We start from the raw sequence: 18,471 nt of genomic DNA on the forward strand, positions 1-18,471 counted from the left end.
TTACATATTAATAAGGTTACAAAAGAAAAAAGTAGAATCCAATGCAACCAAAGCTGATAATTGCAATTAATAATACATGCGAAGTATCCTGAATGGCTTCCATAATTACTTCCTTCACAATGATGATATAGATTGTACCTGCAGCAAGACTAATTGCAAACGACCAAAAAAGAGGATTGCCGGTGCCTAATTTACTTCCGAAGTAAGCTCCAATCCCTACAGGAGCTGCAATAATCAAAGAGAAGAATAACCATGACCATATCCTATTACCGGCCACATACAAAAGAGTAAAGACTATAATACCTTCTGGTACATTATGAAGAAGAATGGCTTGGAGTAACGAGTATTCTAATGATGTATCTCGTGTAGAACCCAAAACAATTCCTATCGGTAAATTGTGAAATGAAATGCTAAGTACCAATAGGATGCCTGTTTGAAAAGAAAAACTCTTGTCTTGACCCGTCGTTGTTCCTAACAGTATTTTCAATGTTTTGTGTGCTGCTTCAAACAATATGATGCCCACAAAAAAGCCCAGGATGAAAGTAATCCAATTTCCTAATTCTATTGCTTCTGGTACAATCTCAAAACTTAATACACCAAGGGTTAGCCCCACACAAACACTGTAAATGTAATCTATTTTTTTCTGAAAACCATTAACGCTCCAAGCTATAACCCCACCTATACTAAAACCAATAGCAGTACATAAATAACCAACGACCCATATGTAAGACACTAAACCATCCTTATTAAATTTGTCTTTATTCTATATGGCATTTGTTAGACATTTATGAAGAGGTAAATAATTAATATTCAAATCTAAAGGACAAAAAAAGAACTTGAGAATTCAAGTTCCTCAGATTGAAGACAAAGGGATCAGAATCATCACATTCTGAATGCCTTTTGTGAAGCTAATAGATTTGAAAGGCGAAATACTTCGCTATCAATATGTTGATTTTTAGTCACCCTATCCATTCATCTCGACGTTTATTTAGATAGTAGTTGATTGTAGTGTAGGCGGCGACTCCTGCGGGAACAGCCCGAGTCTCGAGACCCCGCAGGAGCTTGCGACGAGGAGGCTTGAGCCGGGCCCGCGGAAAGCGTCCGCCAGAACGAAAATCAACCAACTTTAAATTATAAATACTATTTTATAAGAAAAAAGACTGTTGGCAAACTCGAGATTATTCGAGTTTGTCTACAGTCTGAAGAACTTGAGAATTCAAATTCCTCTTTTATTATTCTTATAAACAAAGTGCCCGTTAATCCAAACCAAGAATTAAACTTCTTTGAATATGATTTTAATGCCAAATATTAATTCATTTGCCTGTCTCAGCGAAACGCTTGATTCTTTCTCCAACTTCATCACGAACTCGTTGGAAGGTCGGCCATTTCTCTTCATCCGTTCCTTGTGCTTTAGCAGGGTCGTCAAAGCCCCAGTGCTCACGTTTCACATGTGGTGGTGTCACTGGACATTTATCGGCAGCATCACCACAAAGCGTAACAACAAAATCTGCATTATTTAACGTTTTCATATCGATGATATCTGAAGTTTGATTTGAAATATCGATTCCAATTTCATTCATGGCTTTAACAGCATTCGGGTTTAGGCCATGTGCTTCAATGCCTGCACTCAAAACTTCCCACTCATCACCTAAATACTTTTTCCCCCAGCCTTCTGCCATTTGGCTTCTGCATGAATTTCCTGTACATAAAAAGTATAGTGTTTTTTTTGACATAATTAGCAATCTCCTTTGGTTAGAACAATTTTAATGAAATATATAGACCTAATAATGTAATAAATAGAATAGGAACTGTTAAGACAATACCTGTTTTAAAATAAGTTCCCCAAGATATCTTCACACCTTTTTGGGATAAAACATGAAGCCATACTAGTGTTGCAAGTGAACCAATCGGAGTAATTTTTGGTCCTAAGTCCGATCCTATTACGTTAGCATAAATAAGTGCTTCACGGATTGTACCAGAAGTATTCGTTTCTGCAATCGCTAAGGCATCGATCATCACGGTCGGCATGTTATTCATTAGGGATGAGAGGAAGGCTGCGATGAAGCCCATCGACATCGTAGCTATGAATAATCCCTGTTCTGCAGCGACTTCAATAACACCAGCTAGAACGCTCGTCAGTCCTGCATTCCCCAGTCCGTAAACAACCACGTACATACCAATGGAGAAAAATACAATATTCCATGGGGCTCCTTTAATAACTGCTCTTGTATCAACTGCACTACTTCTTCTCGCCATAGCGATGAAGAATATCGCTACAATTCCAGCTACTATGGAAACAGGAACCTGGATGAATTCACTACTAAAATAACCGATAACTAATATTGCAAGTACATACCATGAAAGATGAAACATTTTTATATCTTTAATAGCTTCTTTTGGGTCTCTAAGTTTTGATAAATCATAGGTCCTTGGAATGCTTTTTCTAAAATAAAATAATAATACGCTAATAGTTGCAATCAGGGAGAATATGTTAGGAATAATCATTCTTGAAGCATATTCCACGAAACCGATATTAAAGAAATCTGCAGAAACAATGTTAACAAGGTTACTAACTACAAACGGGAGCGAAGTTGTATCTGCTATAAATCCACTCGCCATAATAAATGGGAAAATCATTTTTTCATTGAAATTCAAGTTTCGAACCATTGCCAAAACAATTGGCGTTAATATTAACGCAGCTCCATCATTCGCAAAGAAGGCTGCAACAATAGCACCTAACACACTTACATAAATGAACATCTTAAATCCATTACTTTTCGCTGCCCTTGCCATATGTAATGCAGCCCACTCAAATAAGCCAATCTCGTCTAAAATCAAAGAAATGAGGATAATTGCAATAAAGGACAATGTTGCATTCCAAGTAATGTCTACTACTTCAATGACATCATGAAAACCAACTACCCCTACTAATAACGCTATGGTGGCTCCTCCACAGGCTGACCAACCAATATTCAGACCTCTTGGTTGCCATATAACGAAGATAAGCGTTACTATAAAAATCATTGTTGCTAAAATAACTGGTGACAAAATACTAACCTCCATTACTCACATGAGATACGTAATCCCTGTTGTTCTAATTCTTGTAGTTTAAAATCTTGCTTTGGAAGATGATCAATCAAGCTCTGGACAAATGGAAGTACATCACTTTCCTTGTTCAATGAATAAATAACCCACTGACTCCTTCTTGTTTCACGTACCAATCCAGCATCTTTTAATTTCCTTACGTGCTGACTAATAGCAGGCTGACTTACTTTAAAAATTTCAACAAATTCACAAACACAATAATCGTTTGTATCTAACATTTTGACCATAGTTAGCCTTGTTTTGTCACCTAACAACTTCAATATTGTTGCCGCTTTTTCAATTTCAATTGTTGAAAATTCCATGAGGTACCTCCTTACACCCATAAACGATTATCATATAACCGTTTACTTATATAATAATTTGCTTATATAATGATTACAAGAGAAACATGACTGAAGGTGTACTATTCTTCAAAAAAAATAATTTATAAAGTATAATAGGTGAATATTTAATTAAAATAATTTCAAGGGGTTAATTTATGGTTTCTGACAAAATGAATTCACAAAAATTGGCTTATGAATACATTCGAGAACGTATGCTGGATGGAACTTATAAAGGCGGAATGAAGCTCGTAGAAGAACGTCTTGCGAGTGAGATAGGTGTTAGTCGTACACCAATTCGTGAAGCAATTAAAAGACTAGAGCAAGAAGGTTTAATTAAAAATAAGCATATCTATAATCCCACTGCACAGGATTTGATATACATATATGAGATACGCATATTACTAGAAAGTTTTGCAGCAAAAAGAGCCGCGAAAAATATGACAACAGAAACGTTAATAGAACTTGAAAATACCATAAAGAAATCTCGTAATTCTCTTGTGGATGGACAATCAAAAAATACATACAATGAAACCCAACGCTTTCATGAATTAATTATAAATGAATGCCAAAATCCAATAATGATTGAAAGATTAGAAAAAGCTCAGACAATTTTCTATTTGTTTAGCCTAAGGCTGGATATATATAATCGTCCACATTTAATAGATGAGCATGAAGAAATTTACAAAGCCATTAAGAATAGGAATGAACAACTTGCTGGCGAACTAATGGCCCAACATTTATATAAAGATATGAATTTTACTCTTGAGGTTATTGGCAGGAAAGGTCAGTTTTAAAGTATTATGCAGTTTAAACTTTAAAATAACGTTTAAAAGTATGAATACCTTGATAAATTTCTTTAACATATAAAAAAGCACTAATTCAACCAATTAGCCATTGAATTAGTGCTTAAATACGTTATTTTGTAGAAAAAGCTATCTACTTTTTTCTAGAATAATACTAGTTGTCATTATGCTTTAACTAGTATTCCGCCTTCTTTTAGGTATTTTTGAATACCTTCTGCTGCACGGTATGAAAGTGCACCAAGTGTACCAGTTGGATTGAAGCAACTATTATGTGGAAATGCAGAAGCACCCACGACAAATACGTTTTCAGCTTCCCACATTTGTAGGTAAGTGTTTAGTGCTGATTTCTCAGGGTCTGACCCCATAATAACTCCACCTGTATTATGAGTGTTTGAATCTTTGTTTACGTTAAACGGACCTTGTTCTTCGTTTGTATCAATAATATCTGCACCGATTTCTTCTGCAATCTTACGCGTGATAGTTGACATGTATTTACCCAGGGCACGGTCATTATCTGTATATTCATATGTCATACGTAATAATGGATATCCAAATTCGTCTTTAAATTCTGGGTCAAGATCCAGGTAATTTTCTTTATGCGGTAATGAAGCACCTTGTGTTTTAACTGGGAAGTTTGAATTCGCATATTTAATAGATTTCTCTTTGAACTCAGCACCCCAGTTTGGTGTTCCAGCAGGTACACGGTTTACTGCAATTGGACGGTCACCATATTGTGTTGAACGAATGCCAGCACCGTGGATGAAGTCTACTTTAGCATGGTCAAAGTTATCCCCCATATATTCCCCGATCTCAATACCTAAAGCACCAGCACCGCCGTATAGATTAAACTCTCTATCCTCGAAGAATAGTTGAGAACCACCAGCAGTTACTTGGTAACAGTAGTTTTTACCGATTGTTCCTTTACCTGTTTTTGGATCGTATGGAGTACCGATACCAGAATTAAGAAGTAAACGAGCATTGTTGAATACATAACTTGCTACTACAACTACATCTGCAGGTTGCTCAAATTTTTCTCCAGTTAGCATATCTACATAAATAACTCCATTTGCTTTGCCACCACTTTTAGTTAATTCTAAAACATTAGAATGTGTACGAAGTTCTAATTTACCTGTTTGTTTTGCAACTGGAATTACTGTTACAGCTGGGTCACCTTTAGCACCATATTCACATCCAAAGTTTTCACAATACGCACAGTATTGACATGCTCCACGAGAGATGCCATCTGGATTTGTATATGATTCAGAAAGGTTAGCTGCAGGAATAACGAAAGGCTTGTATCCTAGGCTTGTTGCTGCTTTTTCGAATTCTTTCATTAATGGTGTTTTTACTAAAGGTGGTGTTGGATATGGATTAGTACGTTTCCCCCATAGTTCTACTGTTTCACCTGAAATACCTGCCATTTTTTCGAATGTATCGTAATATGGTTCCATTTCATTATAAGTTAGACCCCAGTCGTTAAGACCTTCCATCCAAGCGGGAATTTTTTCGATCCCGTAACGCTCAATTGTTTTCGTACGAATTTCGAAATCATAAGGTAAGAAACGATAAGTTTGTCCATTCCAGTGACTACCTGCACCACCAACTCCGTCTCCTACTATGAATGTACCGTAGTGACGCATCGGTAAAGCTTTACCTGATACTGTATTTCTATAAGTAATAGTTTCCTTAGAAAGATCCTGCATTAATTCTTGACGATGTTGGTAACGAAGTTCATCATGTCCCATTGTATAATCAGCTGTTGTCCGATCTTTACCGCGTTCTAATCCAACAACATTTATTCCTGCTTTTGTTAGTTCAGCTGAGACAATCCCACCAGCCCAACCCATTCCTACTACTACAACAGGTACTTTAGGTAATTTTGTAACCATTTATATGTCAGTCCCTTCTATTATTAGTGTCCCATATGAGAATTTAAACTTTGTGGTTCAAGTTGGATAAATTTCTCATCTTGTATTTCAGCCACGTATTGCATACGAGATCCTGGATACTTACGCATACTCCAGCCAAGCATTTCTTTATTACCACCATACATTGGGTCTGCATATACACCCTCAAGAGTTAATGTGCGAAGTAAACTGAAAAATTGAGAAGAAGAAACTTTCCCGTATAATTCAACTTTGCCTTCGCTAAATGCTAGTAGTACTTCGTCTTGTTGAGTGGCTTCTAACTCTTTAAAGTCAGCTTCAAATTGTTGATTACTATATGTGTTTAAGCTCTCTAAACCAGCTAGGAATAGATCTTTTCGAAGAATCTTCGTTTGTGGACCTTGGTTTTCTTCTGCTTTATAAAAAGCACCTAAACGGTAATCTTTTACGTTAGAACCCCATGGCCCAGCCAATTGGTGATCGATATAAATAGCAGCATTAAGTTCTTTGGCACCTGGACCATTTGCATCTTCAGGGAAAATACGTTCCACTGCTGCTTGCGTAACTTGATATTGGTTTGGTGTGAAAAACATTAGTGCTACATTTGGATTAGCAGTAGGTGTTGTTGCGTGATTTTGAGTTTCAGAAGTGGTTGTTGATTTATCATCTTTTATAAGAAGACTTCCTAAAGCTCCACCTAAAACAACTCCACCTACAGTCAAACCAGAATTTTTAATAAACGTACGTCTAGACGAACGTTTGTCTAAAACGGAATTATTCTTTTCTTGTTCTGACATAACAAAACCTCCCATAAATTTAATGACTTTCTATTAAATTAATTAAACAAAAAATGCTCAAAAAATTTTTCTATTAATGCACTATAGAGCTCCAATTATATACAATCGTATGAAGAGCTGAAAAAACAAGTAATGAAGCTATAAAAATAGTGTATTTTCTTCCTGTCCAACAAAGAATAATGATTGCTAAACCAATTCCAGAACCTAATAGGGCAAACCAAGGGAATGGACTATTATAAAAAAAGAGCAAAAGTGCAAAATCAGCTACGATAAAAAGGGCAAGTAGCATTTGATTGAGCATCCTTAATTCTTCTAAATTGTACTGTGTCATACTTATTCTCCTTTCTAAACAACAATTAGAACTATTATAAAAAGATATTATTTTGTATACAAAATAATATCTTTTGTATACAAAAATAACATCCTTCATTTTACTACATTCTTTTGTTATTTGTACACCTTTAAAATTTAGCATAGGAGGATATATAATCATTAACTATTCTACGTTTAATAACTCTATTAATAATTGAATAAATCCGTATAAAAAAACTTTTCATAATTAATATGGTTACTTGCTAATTAAACTCCCAGAAAAATAGTTTTAGCTGGAAAGAAAAAAACGCTCAGAGAAATATTCTCTGAGCGTTTTCATGTTATTTACAATTAGAATCTTAATTCGTTGTTTTCTAATCATAAAAACTAGGTTTGCTATCCAACCATTACCCCTCCATTAGGAGTCGACCTCCTGCATGGTGCAGCAATTCACCGAGCTCATGGACCGCTTGGGCTACCCGCTTACATCAATTCCATCGGCCACCCTCAGCTCTGCTCCGTCGATGCCATCGACGACGTTTTCGACCATGCTGAGGTCCTTGCCTGCATCAATTCTGATGCCGTTGGAAGCCTGTCTAATAATGTTGGACTCGATACTAATATCAGAGGGAATACCTGATCCCCGTCCGTCAGTACCGCGGTCCTCACTGAGCCGGATGGACCAAAACCCTTCAGTCCCTCCAGTGATATGGTTACCGCGCAATTTGGTGCCCGGTGCATTGCGGACCTCAATACCGGTATTCGAATCCTCATCGCCGGTAATCCTGTTGTTCTCGATGAGAGTTTCAGGAGTTCCTAGGATGACGAGAATTCCCTGACGGTTTCCAATCAGGTCGTTGGAGTGCACCCAATTTCCAGGTCCAGAGGCGTCGTGTTTGTTCTTGGCCCCTCCAGAATTGCCGAGCGCGATGCCCGCCCGATGCCCGCCAATGACTGTGTTATCCCGGATCTCATTCAGGTATTCACCTTCGCCATGCAGGTCAATGGCGTCGAGGTGGCTGCCAACAATCACGTTGTCCGCCACTAGATTGTTGTGCGTGGGGAACTGCAGCAAAATGGCGTGCCGCAGATGCCTGCCATCAAAAGTATTGCCGATGACTACGTTATGTCGGGAATCGTTGGTAGCATCCGGGTTTCGTTGGTCCCTTGAGCCCTCGATAGCGATGCCGTAGCCTTGTCCGCCAGAACCGACGGCTGTTGCCTCACTGATGTAGTTTCCAGAGAGGGTCACTTCACGGCTAGCCTTGACGGAGATGCCGTGGCGCTCGAACCTTCGGATGCCCAGGTTCTCCACCAGTATCTGGGTGCTAGCCTGTCCTTCGTAGGATCCGAGGTGAATCCCGTACATCGGGCCACCACTCGCGTCCCCGTCGTCGGGATCGTAGCCGAGTGGTCCCTCATGACGGGAAGTGATAGTGAAATCAGCGATGATGACGTCGTGAACGCCGGAGCCACGGATTACCCTACTATCATCTACTCCGTCGAAGGAAGTCAACAGTACGGTGTTCTCCTGGCCCTCACCGCGTAGGTCCACGCCGCTACGCAACACGATGTTCGCCGACTCGTCGTCCGGGTCAACGGAACGCAGGTCATACGTGCCGGTCGGTAGCAGTACTTCGTCACCCGGTTCTGCCGCAGCCAGGGCCGCTCGGATGGCAGTTGCATCGTCGTGTGTGTCTGGATCCGGATCTGCCCCGAAATGCGTGACATCCAGGGTCTTACCCGTGACCGGACCCGGCGTCTTCACTTCGATCGGCTTGCCGGACCGGTCCACCAAGCCGGGAGCTTGCCAGTCGCGTAGCTCGGACGGAGCAGGTTCCACGGCTTTATCACTCTCGGACGCTGCGGGTTCTACAGCTTCATCTCTCTCGACCGGTCCTTCGGATTCTTCCACGGTGCATGCGGTCAAGAGGACCATAAGGAATAGGGTAACCCACCACGGTGCCGGACTTCGCCGGCTGTTCTGAACAGATCTCTTCATCAAACTACTCACTTCCTTTTTGTACTCTTTTCGTCCTTTTGGAGGCGACAAGAAAAGCGGTGAGCCCACTCGCTCACCGCCTTCGGGTTATCCGAACGCTCCCTACCGGGTCGTCGCCGTCATCCCATGACCAGGGGTCTACCGATTAGTGTTTCCCTTGCCATCTCTATTATCATTGGCTATTGCCATTATTGTTGCCTTGACCATTGCCTTTGTTGTTGCTTTTGTTACCATTGTTATTGCCTTTGTTTTTGTTTTTATTTTTGTCTTTGCCATTGTCTTTGTTATGTTTGAAGTTCAATGGAATGTCTTTTTCCAACGGAGTGTCTGCTGAAGAACCTCCAACATGCACGCCATACTTTCCATCAACAGTTGCCCACTCGCCATCAGCCCAGTTCGCTAGGTTGTCCGGTTCTTCCGGAACAAAATAGGAGAACGGGTGGTTGGAGTCGTCGTGATTAATACGTACAGTCACACGCTCGCTCTCACCAGGCTCAAGGTCAACCTTCTCGAAGTTTACAAGTCGCTTAGTTGGCTGCCCTGCCTCTTCTGGTAGAGTCAGATAGACTTGTGCAGCTTCTTTACCGGCAACATCACCTGTGTTCGTGATCGTGAAGGACACGTCAATACCAGATAATGCTCCTTTGCCTTCTTTTCCTGTATCGCGGACATTCTTCACTTTAAGGTCGTCATATTCGAAAGTTGTATACGATAGTCCGTATCCGAATGGGAAGACTGGTTTCACATTGTTTGCTTCGTACCAGCGATAGCCCATTTCTAGACCTTCTGTGTACTGAGCGATTAGTTGATCAGAACCATCACCATAAGGACCAGGTCCACCAACTTTACCAGTATCTTGACGAGTTCCAGGGTACTGCTCTTCAGTCGCGAAGGCAGCTTCACGTTCAGTAGCACCGAATGTCATCGGCAACTTACCGGATGGGTTAACCTTACCATAGAGAAGGTTAGCGACGGCATTGCCATCCTCCATACCTGGGTACCAAGCTTGAAGAACTGCAGGTACCTTATCCAACCATGGCATAATTGACGTACCGGAAGTTTTCAGTACCACAATAGTATTCTCCGGATTAGCTTCCATAACTGCGTCAATCACCGGCTCCTGCTCAGCCAAGCCCGATTTAAGGTTCAAGGCTGGGAATCCTAGGGTATCACGGTCCACTGTCTCATGCGGGTTGTCGCCGACCATGAGAAGCACGACATCGGACTCAGCAGCTAACTTGGCAGCAGCTTTCGGATCACTGCCATTGTTGTACTTCACTTTAGTGTTGTAGCCAAACTCTTTGATAACATTTTCTAAGCCTTCTTGTGGTGTGACCGTATATGGAGTCACTACATAATCATTGTCGTCACGAACAGAACGTGGGGACATCTTTGCCGCACCAGCGAACGTCTCAATGCCGATCAACGCGATCGACTTTGGCTCACCGTTCAGTGGCAGGAAGTCGTTATCGTTCTTCAATAGCACGGAGCCTTCCTCGGCCATCTTAAGTGCACTAGCACCGTTGAGCATCGGGTCAACGATTTCAGGCATAAATTTGTCGTAAGGCTCGTCCATGTGACCGAACTCGATCATCTTGATGTAACGCGGACGAAGTAGATTATCAATATCGTCCTCAGTCACCAAACCTGCGTCAAGAGCTTCTTGAATCTTCTCTTTTGTGTAATACTGTGGTGTCCAGTCGAGCTCGACATTCAAGCCCGCCTTGATAGCTTTAACCGTGTCGTGTACTGCGCGACGGTCACTCATAACGTAACCATCAAAGCCCCAGTTATCTCGAAGAGCATCTTGTAGCAATTCAGAGCTATCACAAGCATAAGTACCGTTAACATCCGGGAATGAACACATCACGGAAGCTGGGTCAGCATCTCTGACGGTCATCTCGAAAGGCAACATGTACAACTCGTTCATAGCATTTGAAGGAACTTGGACACCCATCGTCCAACGCTCAGTTTCCTGTTCATTTCCAGCCATGTGCTTGAGTTGTACCTGGACTCCTTGATCCTGGATACCCTTTGTTTGCTCGGTCGCAAGGATACCTGTCAAATAAGGGTCCTCACTGAAGTACTCATAGTTCCGGCCACCGTACGGGTGACGAATGAGGTTCAAACCTGGTCCGAGGAACACGTGATGTGCGAAAGCTCGTGTCTCTTCACCAAGGATTCGGCCGGCCTCATAGTTTAGCTCGCGGTCGAATGTCGCAGCTAAACCTGGGGTAGACGGAAGACCAGTCGCCTGTGGGTCATTGTGACATGATCCTCCTTTAACACCCGTACCACCGTTGGTCATACGTACTGTAGGAATACCGAGTTCTTCAATCCCTTTGATTTGCCGACCTGTGTCTTGGTACTCACACCCAGGAAGGGTACCTTGTGGCGCAAATTCGCCGTTCATATACTTACTAGTTCCGCCTCTTTTAATGACAACAGGCTCACCTTTGTCGTTCTCATTGAAACGCGAGATGGCGATTTGCTGCATCTTCTGTTCCATTGTCATCTCATCGAGAAGCAATTCGGTACGCTCCTCAGCAGAGAGGTTGATATTCATCCAAGGGTTAGTCCCTTGCGTTTCTCCGGTCACCGCATTAGCAGGATTTACTAACGCAGACATGGAGATCGTCGCTGTCAAAAAAATGGAAATAATTCGTTTTATCATCCTAATTCTCCCTTACTATCTTCTTGTCTATTAGTATTCTAATATAATTTATTTTAGCAACTTGTCCTCTCCCTTGCTAATCATTCCGTGTCTTAGTATAGAAGAAAACTATTACACTAGTATGAATGTCAAATTACAGAAACATAACAAAAATCACGATATTAGTAACACTCCTAAAGTCCCGAAAATGGTATTCAAACACTGTATTGAGCAATAATTTTCGAAGAAAAGATTAAAATAAAACTTAAGGCCTATTATAATTTATTATTCAAAATATAATAATATTAGATGAAAGAACCGAGAATTTCTTCTCCTGCATTGTTTGAAACGTTGTGGGAGTTTGCTTCGTTTAATTAAAAAATCTTAATAAATGTGAAATAGAATGGAAAACTTTTGTTTGGTTTGGATGTATCACATTAATTTTTGCTATATTGGTTGGCTGTTAAAGTAACTAATCAGAGAAAGATATACTAAAGTAGAAGTAAAAGAAGAAATGTTTATAGTAAAAGAGAATAAGAAAGTTCAACCTTCTTCCCTATTCAATCTCACATATTCTTTTAGACATAAAAACACCCCTTTGGCTAATCTAACCAAAGGGGTAAAGCTATCGTTATATGTTCAGTTACAAAAAAGTCGTGAACTTTGAACTCCTGAAACACGCATTCTTACGTTGTGTGAAATTATTCACGTAAAACAAAGTCGTGAACTACATATTTTTCTGCATGACAAAAAAGTCGTGAACTGGAAACAGCTAAAAACCACATTATTACGTTATGTGAAGCGATTCCCCTGAGGTCCTTTTAATTTGTATGAGTCCACAATTCTATTTATATAGAAGGAACTGAAAATCCAACCTAAATTCAGATTTGATTTTTTATGTAACTATACCTCTTCGATATGAACCTTTTGAATCCTGCATATGGCAAGCATAGCAAATCGGAGTAATTTGACGTTGTTTGAATAATGAAACAAGATTTGTTTCCAGATGACCCCGATAAATTAACTTCAATCAAAAGCCCGTTTCTAAAAATGACATTGAACCTAAAGCTTGTTCATAGAAAAGCGAATTTCGTATTTAAGAATTAAATAAAAAAGAAAATACCAGTACAATTATTCATTCCTTTGGGGAATTATAAATAAAAGGAGTGAAAACAATGAAGAAGTTTTATATATATATATTATTAATGATTTTAGTTTGTCAAACAGGGACAGCATACGCGGTTCAGAGAGTTGTAACATCGCACATTATATCTGACCTGTGGTATGAAAACGTTTTTTTAATTGCTGATAAGATAGATAGTATGACTACTAAAAACTTTACTGTTCAAGTTGGCGGTGGAGTGGACAGCGTTGGCGGTGAATTATTATATAACTTTCCAAATTGGTATAACGCTAAGTTTGGACCTAAATTATTTTTTGAAGATATTAATAGTGATGGCTTAAAAGATGTAATAGTCGCATTAATTTCTGGTTCAGGTTCTGGAGTTTCTACAAAAGAAATACACGTGTTAAATCAAGTACGAGACCCTAATATGAGATACGAAGAAGTGCCAGTTGAATCCATTAATGATGCAGTCAAAAGACTTGTAAAAATGGAGCGAAAAGGCGATGAGATTACTGTTATAATTGGTAAAAAGAAATATGTAGAGGACTATTTAAAATTTAATTTTCAATATTCTGATGCCCCTCCTAGTGTAGGATCAAATGAGGATTATAAGCCTGAAAATGGCGTTCTTTATGGCTATACAACCGTTTTTGTATCTATTCCTGAAGCAGGTATAGGCAGTCTGAAAGTAAAATATGGTTGGGACGGAAAAATGTATAAAGCTGATTCCGTTACTTTCGAGAAAATAGAACCTTTTAAACCAACAAGTAATTTCCACAAGTATAACAATGGGATATTAACTTGGTGAATAATTCGACCGCTCGTTAATGAATTATGATACTACTAAGCAAATAAAAAGCAGAGGATTGGTATCCATCTGTTTTTTATTTACGCTGCTGAATCATCATTTCTTCCCACGAATAATTTGGTATGGTTGCAATCCATAACGTATCTCCAATGATGACCACATCCATAACGATGGAATCCCCCGCATCAAACACTTTTTCAGATTTTCTTTCATCTTTCGTACTGATGGAATAAATAGCTTCACCTCTCTGTGTATATCCGAATAATTTCTCTCCTTTTTTAATAAATTTAACTACCACTTCATCAACTTTAATTTTTCTCCAATTTTCCTCTTGAAGATTTCGGGTCCAAATTCCACTTTGTGTGGTGATGAATAGCCTATTATTAATCACTTTCATATCATCAGGTACATCATCACTATTCGGCAGAGTTATCTCGTTCCACCCAACATTTGTCTTTTGCAAAATCTTTCTTTCTTCTGTGAGTCCTATCAAGTCACCATTATCCGATATTTGAACCTCATAAAATGGTTTAGGAACAATAGCTTGTTCCCAACTCTTCCCTTGATTGGTTGTATAATAAACATTACCATTTGATAGCACAGCTATATGATTGTTGATGGAATAATCTACGTTCTCAATCGGGTGGTCTAATGAAAGAATTTTCCTTCCTTTACTTTTAGATGTAATACCTGTCCATATTTCTTTTTCCGTAACTGCATATAATTGATCATTCCTATCAAACCAAGCCTGTGTCACATAATTATAAACTCGTAGTTCTGTCCATTTTTTTCCGCCGTTCTCGCTCCATTCAATAAAAGGTCGATTACTTGTACTAAATTGAGTTGGCTTATTGTCTCCCCATATGACTAGTTTTTTGTTTCCAGCGACAACCCCCATTATCGCCACCCCTTTTTTAGATAGCTTTTCGGAATCAATACGTTTGGATATTAATCCTCCACCGTATGGTAATTTATGAATGGCACTGACTATATCTCCGTTTCTGGCATTGAATGAAATTCGAGTAAATCGTTTATCTCGATCATTTCCAATCACTGTTAAAATTGGTGTACCCTCGATGTTATCCAATGTAAAATGATATCCTGTTGCCCAACCTTTTCCTTTTTTTAGATCATATTTATCCTTTGCTAGTTGAAGAACATAAGAGCTATCCAATTTGATCTCATCGTAGGGTATTGTAGGAACCTGAGATTGCTTAATCGGTCTAAATAAGGTAATTTTCTTTTCTGAGATACCAATTAGTAAATGCTCATCTGTACCTTCAGCCATAAATTGCACAAACCAATTAAAGCGTTTCCCTGCTTCCCCTCTCGAGCCCCCCATGGTTTCATCCACACTGTTTACACTGGTAAGTATTGCGTTGACATTCCATTCTTTTGCTCTCTCGAATCCAATGTCAATCGCTTCTTTTAGCGTAATTTCACCATCTGAAGCGATTGTTTCACGACCAATCAAATTTACAAAAACTAAAAAAATAACTAATAAACAAGAGATTTTTTTTATGAAATTCAAAATTACCACCATCCCATCCTAAATAAGCACATTAATCACAGGATTAATGTGCTTATTTAGGATGGGGTAAATACTTCGTTATATTCCCTCTTAGATCCAATTTAACAAACAAATACTCCTTTTATCAGAGAATCCTTCTTAAAATAAACTGCCGCGTTAGTTCAATAAGAAAAAGGCTTTACCCCTTCTTGAAGTAAAGCACCCGTTAGCCATCCATGCAGCACAAAAAATGCTGCACCACAGAGAATGAAAATGGGTAGGAAGCGTCAATACTGATACTGACCTTAATCCAAGTCAACCGTAATCCATAGACTTATTCACGCTCTCCTTTTTTTAACGATTAAGTAGGGGTCTTTTTAAGTATTGTCATTTTTCATTTCTTGAAGAACTAATTTTCATGGGAGTTTAATAAGGAATAGCAGTTTAATGGTATCGAAACCAAACAAACCATCCTTTTTCCTTACTTTTAGCTAAAAATATTTGACCTTGGGCTAAGTCAGCTCCAGGTGCTTTGGGGAAATCTAAACGTACGAGCCATGACTTTTCAGCAATTTCTTTGCCACAAAAGGTTTTAGCCATTCCAAAATAGCCTTCTTCTATTTCATTACCAACTGTTTTAGGAAAAGGTTTGGCAGTTACTACATTCCACTTAGTATATATGTCAGGTAAATCCTCTAATCCAGTTCCATAAGTTTTTGGTATTAAAGTATTTAAAGCTTCTATTACCTCTTTTTTATCCTTAAGCGATACTTTCTCTAATTCACTTAATACAGGACAATTTTTAGGCTGTGCATAGGCTTCAAATGACACCAAAGTAAATAAAGATATGATTAAAATCAGTACATACATTTTTTTCAAGATAAATTCACCTCTTTTCTAATCTTCCCAAATTAGAAAGAGGTATCCATCCATCTTAAAGTAACCTGCTCTGTTAGTTGGACAAGAAATGCTTTACTCTAATTGAAGTAAAGCACCCGTTAGTTTAAGAAAGGTCTATTTATTTTACTTCTACTGAGAAAGCATAATTCCCGTCTCCTTGCTTCCAATCAGATACTACACTATATACATACACACCTTTTTCTTTAGGAACCACAATTGAGCCATTTTTCACTTCAACTTTTTGTATATTGTCTTCATCTACCCATTGCTCTACCTTCATTGTTCCAGCAATGGGTTTTTTCTTAAATTCAATTTTTATTTTTTCATTCGGTGATACAACTGTTGGTTTATGCGTACTTGCCATATCAAACAAACTTGTATAAGCCTTATCTACACACTGAGCTGAAAGTAGCCCCTCCCAACAATACGAACCTTGTGTAGTAGGAATATCAACATCTCCTATTGTTACGTTTGGTGTAGGTGGTTCTGAACGAAACGGTTCAAAAATAAATATTCCTATCATAATCAGTCCAATAATAATTAATACAGAAATCTGTTTAATTGTACTCACCCCTTTATTTACAGTAGACGTTAATATTGAATGAAAGTAACAATTCTTGTTCAACTAAACTGCTGCGTTAGTTCAATAAGAAAGAGTGCTTTACTCCTTCTTTAAGTAAAGACCCGTTAGTTGAATAAGCACATACTCTATTCAGAAATGGTAACAATACAATTAATTCGATAAAATCGAAAGAGGTGTATTCAAGAAAATGAAAAAGATGTTAATCGTTTTTATACTATCCCTTGTTCTTATTACTTCTTTTCAAAAAATAAGCGTTTCATCAGCTAAACCAACTCAAGACTCTGAAGAGCTTAGGTTACAGGATATGCTTATGAACATGCTTGCTCCTTATATTCAAAAAGATTTGAATAACTATTATTACCCGAAGATTTTAAAAGATTTTTCACCTGATGTCACTCCATGGAAAATTGAAGTAATTGAAACAAGAAGAGTAAATGGTTTTCGTGGCTTTATATTGGAAATTACATTTGAAATTGAGCCTACCGATGGTGGACACTGGATTCCAGTAGGAAAGGACCGAATGACTTATGAAATATCTTATGGACCTGAGGTTAAATTGATAAATCACACGCACCTAAAGACTTATAAATACCCTCCCGAATCATAAATAGGCTTCCATTAAACTGCTGCTTTAGTTCAATAAGAAAAATGCTTTACTCCTTCTTGAAGTAAAGCACCCGTTAGTTGAATAAGGTAGAAAGCTTTATAAGGACTTATTTTTGAATTTTTTTAACTGAAACCCCTTCTGTTGTTACATGAAAGGTTAATGTAATAGGACCTTCAGGTGGATTTAAAGGACCTGTATACGTATCATATTTTACTTTCACAGTAAAATCATACTGAGAATATCCACCAGTTAGTCGTTTAACTTCTAATATTTCTGCATCCCAAAGTGCATAACTACGACTTGGATATTCCTTATTAATCACTTTCCTTGCATATGGGTCTAATAACACCAATAATACATCATAAAAATCGGAATGTATTTCTTCGGCACTGACATTCTCTGTTATCGGTGGTCTTTTCCAAGTTACATATAAAACAGTTGTTAAACTAATTAATAACAATAAAAATATTACTGATATCTTTTTCATCTAATCACCTACCTTTTTAAAAGGTAGTATTTGCTTTAGATAAAACAATATCCTTCTTCAACTAAACTGCCGCGTTAGTTTAAGTACATTCCTTCACAAACTTACTCTTATTTTGAGAAAAGATCCAGTGGAGCTGAAATTAATTTAATCAGATGTAGGGGCATTTTACCGCTTTACTATAAATCAACCTTTTCCTTTAACATAGCCTAATAATATTAAAATCCGACTTGCCATTGCACCTGCTTTTTAGATTGTACTTATGAATAGGAAAAATTTCAAAGAGTGTAAACACAACAGTATTTGGCACCGATTAGTAACAAGATAAGTATTATAATTTTTACACAATTCCAAAAATCATATTGTTTTCTTTTGTTGAATGGGTTAAGTTATTGTCAGAAGGTGGGGAAATATATGGAATTTAATGATTATATATGGGATTTCCTTGTGATAAGACATTATTCTTATTGAACTAACTTGCTGCTTTAGTTTTATAAGAAAAAAGGCTTTACTCCTTCTTGAAGTAAAGCACCCGTTACTTGAATATTGCTTACCTTTTACTTCTTCTCAGA

Annotated in this window: 16 protein-coding genes; 3 read left to right on the plus strand and 13 right to left on the minus strand. The window is 38.4% G+C overall.

Going from position 1 to position 18,471, the window contains the following annotated elements; all coding sequences use genetic code 11:
• Positions 1 to 16: 16 nt before the first annotated feature.
• The 4 genes from BLR36_RS10885 to BLR36_RS10900 form a co-directional block, all read right to left on the minus strand.
• Complete coding sequence (locus BLR36_RS10885) at positions 17 to 733, minus strand: ZIP family metal transporter (RefSeq protein ID WP_093061766.1); 717 nt, start codon at positions 731 to 733, stop codon at positions 17 to 19.
• 580 nt (positions 734 to 1,313) lie between these two features.
• Positions 1,314 to 1,733 (minus strand): arsenate reductase (thioredoxin), encoded by a 420-nt coding sequence (gene arsC, locus BLR36_RS10890; protein ID WP_093061767.1) that lies wholly within the window; start codon positions 1,731 to 1,733, stop codon positions 1,314 to 1,316.
• 19 nt (positions 1,734 to 1,752) lie between these two features.
• Positions 1,753 to 3,063 (minus strand): arsenic transporter, encoded by a 1,311-nt coding sequence (locus BLR36_RS10895; RefSeq protein WP_175454043.1) that lies wholly within the window; start codon positions 3,061 to 3,063, stop codon positions 1,753 to 1,755.
• A complete protein-coding gene (locus BLR36_RS10900; RefSeq protein ID WP_093061769.1) occupies positions 3,063 to 3,407 on the minus strand; it encodes an ArsR/SmtB family transcription factor in 345 nt (114 codons plus the stop codon). Before BLR36_RS10900 ends, BLR36_RS10895 begins: the two co-directional genes overlap by 1 nt.
• Positions 3,408 to 3,583: 176 nt before the next feature.
• On the opposite strand from BLR36_RS10900, the gene BLR36_RS10905 reads away from it, so the two are divergent.
• Entirely contained in the window at positions 3,584 to 4,222 is a 639-nt protein-coding gene (locus BLR36_RS10905) for a GntR family transcriptional regulator (protein WP_093061770.1), read from the plus strand.
• A gap of 173 nt (positions 4,223 to 4,395) precedes the next feature.
• On the opposite strand, the gene BLR36_RS10910 is transcribed toward BLR36_RS10905, so the two are convergent.
• From BLR36_RS10910 to BLR36_RS10930, 5 genes are all read right to left on the minus strand, one after another.
• Complete coding sequence (locus BLR36_RS10910) at positions 4,396 to 6,120, minus strand: GMC family oxidoreductase (protein ID WP_093061771.1); 1,725 nt, start codon at positions 6,118 to 6,120, stop codon at positions 4,396 to 4,398.
• A 23-nt stretch (positions 6,121 to 6,143) separates the two neighbouring features.
• Complete coding sequence (locus BLR36_RS10915; RefSeq protein ID WP_093061772.1) at positions 6,144 to 6,914, minus strand: gluconate 2-dehydrogenase subunit 3 family protein; 771 nt, start codon at positions 6,912 to 6,914, stop codon at positions 6,144 to 6,146.
• 73 nt (positions 6,915 to 6,987) lie between these two features.
• The gene (locus tag BLR36_RS10920; RefSeq protein WP_093061773.1) at positions 6,988 to 7,245 is read right to left on the minus strand and encodes a hypothetical protein; all 258 of its coding nucleotides are present in this window, start codon (positions 7,243 to 7,245) and stop codon (positions 6,988 to 6,990) included.
• A 456-nt stretch (positions 7,246 to 7,701) separates the two neighbouring features.
• Positions 7,702 to 9,228: a right-handed parallel beta-helix repeat-containing protein gene (locus tag BLR36_RS10925; protein WP_254771384.1), complete on the minus strand. Its 1,527-nt coding sequence runs from the start codon at positions 9,226 to 9,228 to the stop codon at positions 7,702 to 7,704.
• A gap of 172 nt (positions 9,229 to 9,400) precedes the next feature.
• Complete coding sequence (locus tag BLR36_RS10930; protein ID WP_093061775.1) at positions 9,401 to 11,902, minus strand: beta-glucosidase; 2,502 nt, start codon at positions 11,900 to 11,902, stop codon at positions 9,401 to 9,403.
• A gap of 1,154 nt (positions 11,903 to 13,056) precedes the next feature.
• Here BLR36_RS10930 and BLR36_RS10935 point away from each other — a divergent pair.
• Positions 13,057 to 13,815, plus strand: coding sequence for a hypothetical protein (locus tag BLR36_RS10935; protein ID WP_093061776.1), 759 nt, complete (start codon positions 13,057 to 13,059; stop codon positions 13,813 to 13,815).
• 76 nt (positions 13,816 to 13,891) lie between these two features.
• On the opposite strand, the gene BLR36_RS10940 is transcribed toward BLR36_RS10935, so the two are convergent.
• From BLR36_RS10940 to BLR36_RS10950, 3 genes are all read right to left on the minus strand, one after another.
• Positions 13,892 to 15,346: a WD40/YVTN/BNR-like repeat-containing protein gene (locus tag BLR36_RS10940; RefSeq protein WP_139185090.1), complete on the minus strand. Its 1,455-nt coding sequence runs from the start codon at positions 15,344 to 15,346 to the stop codon at positions 13,892 to 13,894.
• 423 nt (positions 15,347 to 15,769) lie between these two features.
• Positions 15,770 to 16,195: a hypothetical protein gene (locus BLR36_RS10945; protein ID WP_254771385.1), complete on the minus strand. Its 426-nt coding sequence runs from the start codon at positions 16,193 to 16,195 to the stop codon at positions 15,770 to 15,772.
• A 148-nt stretch (positions 16,196 to 16,343) separates the two neighbouring features.
• Positions 16,344 to 16,796 carry a hypothetical protein gene (locus tag BLR36_RS10950; protein ID WP_093061778.1) on the minus strand — a complete coding sequence of 151 codons (453 nt, stop codon included), beginning with the start codon at positions 16,794 to 16,796 and terminating at the stop codon, positions 16,344 to 16,346.
• Positions 16,797 to 16,995: 199 nt separating this feature from the next.
• On the opposite strand from BLR36_RS10950, the gene BLR36_RS10955 reads away from it, so the two are divergent.
• A complete protein-coding gene (locus tag BLR36_RS10955) occupies positions 16,996 to 17,415 on the plus strand; it encodes a DUF3888 domain-containing protein (protein ID WP_093061779.1) in 420 nt (139 codons plus the stop codon).
• A gap of 106 nt (positions 17,416 to 17,521) precedes the next feature.
• Here the strand turns inward: BLR36_RS10955 and BLR36_RS10960 are convergent, their stop codons facing one another.
• On the minus strand, positions 17,522 to 17,902 hold the full coding sequence (locus BLR36_RS10960) for a DUF3888 domain-containing protein (protein ID WP_093061780.1): 381 nt from the start codon (positions 17,900 to 17,902) through the stop codon (positions 17,522 to 17,524).
• Positions 17,903 to 18,471 lie beyond the last annotated feature (569 nt).

Source organism: Psychrobacillus sp. OK028, from assembly GCF_900103605.1.
Classification (GTDB): Bacteria; Bacillota; Bacilli; order Bacillales_A; family Planococcaceae; genus Psychrobacillus.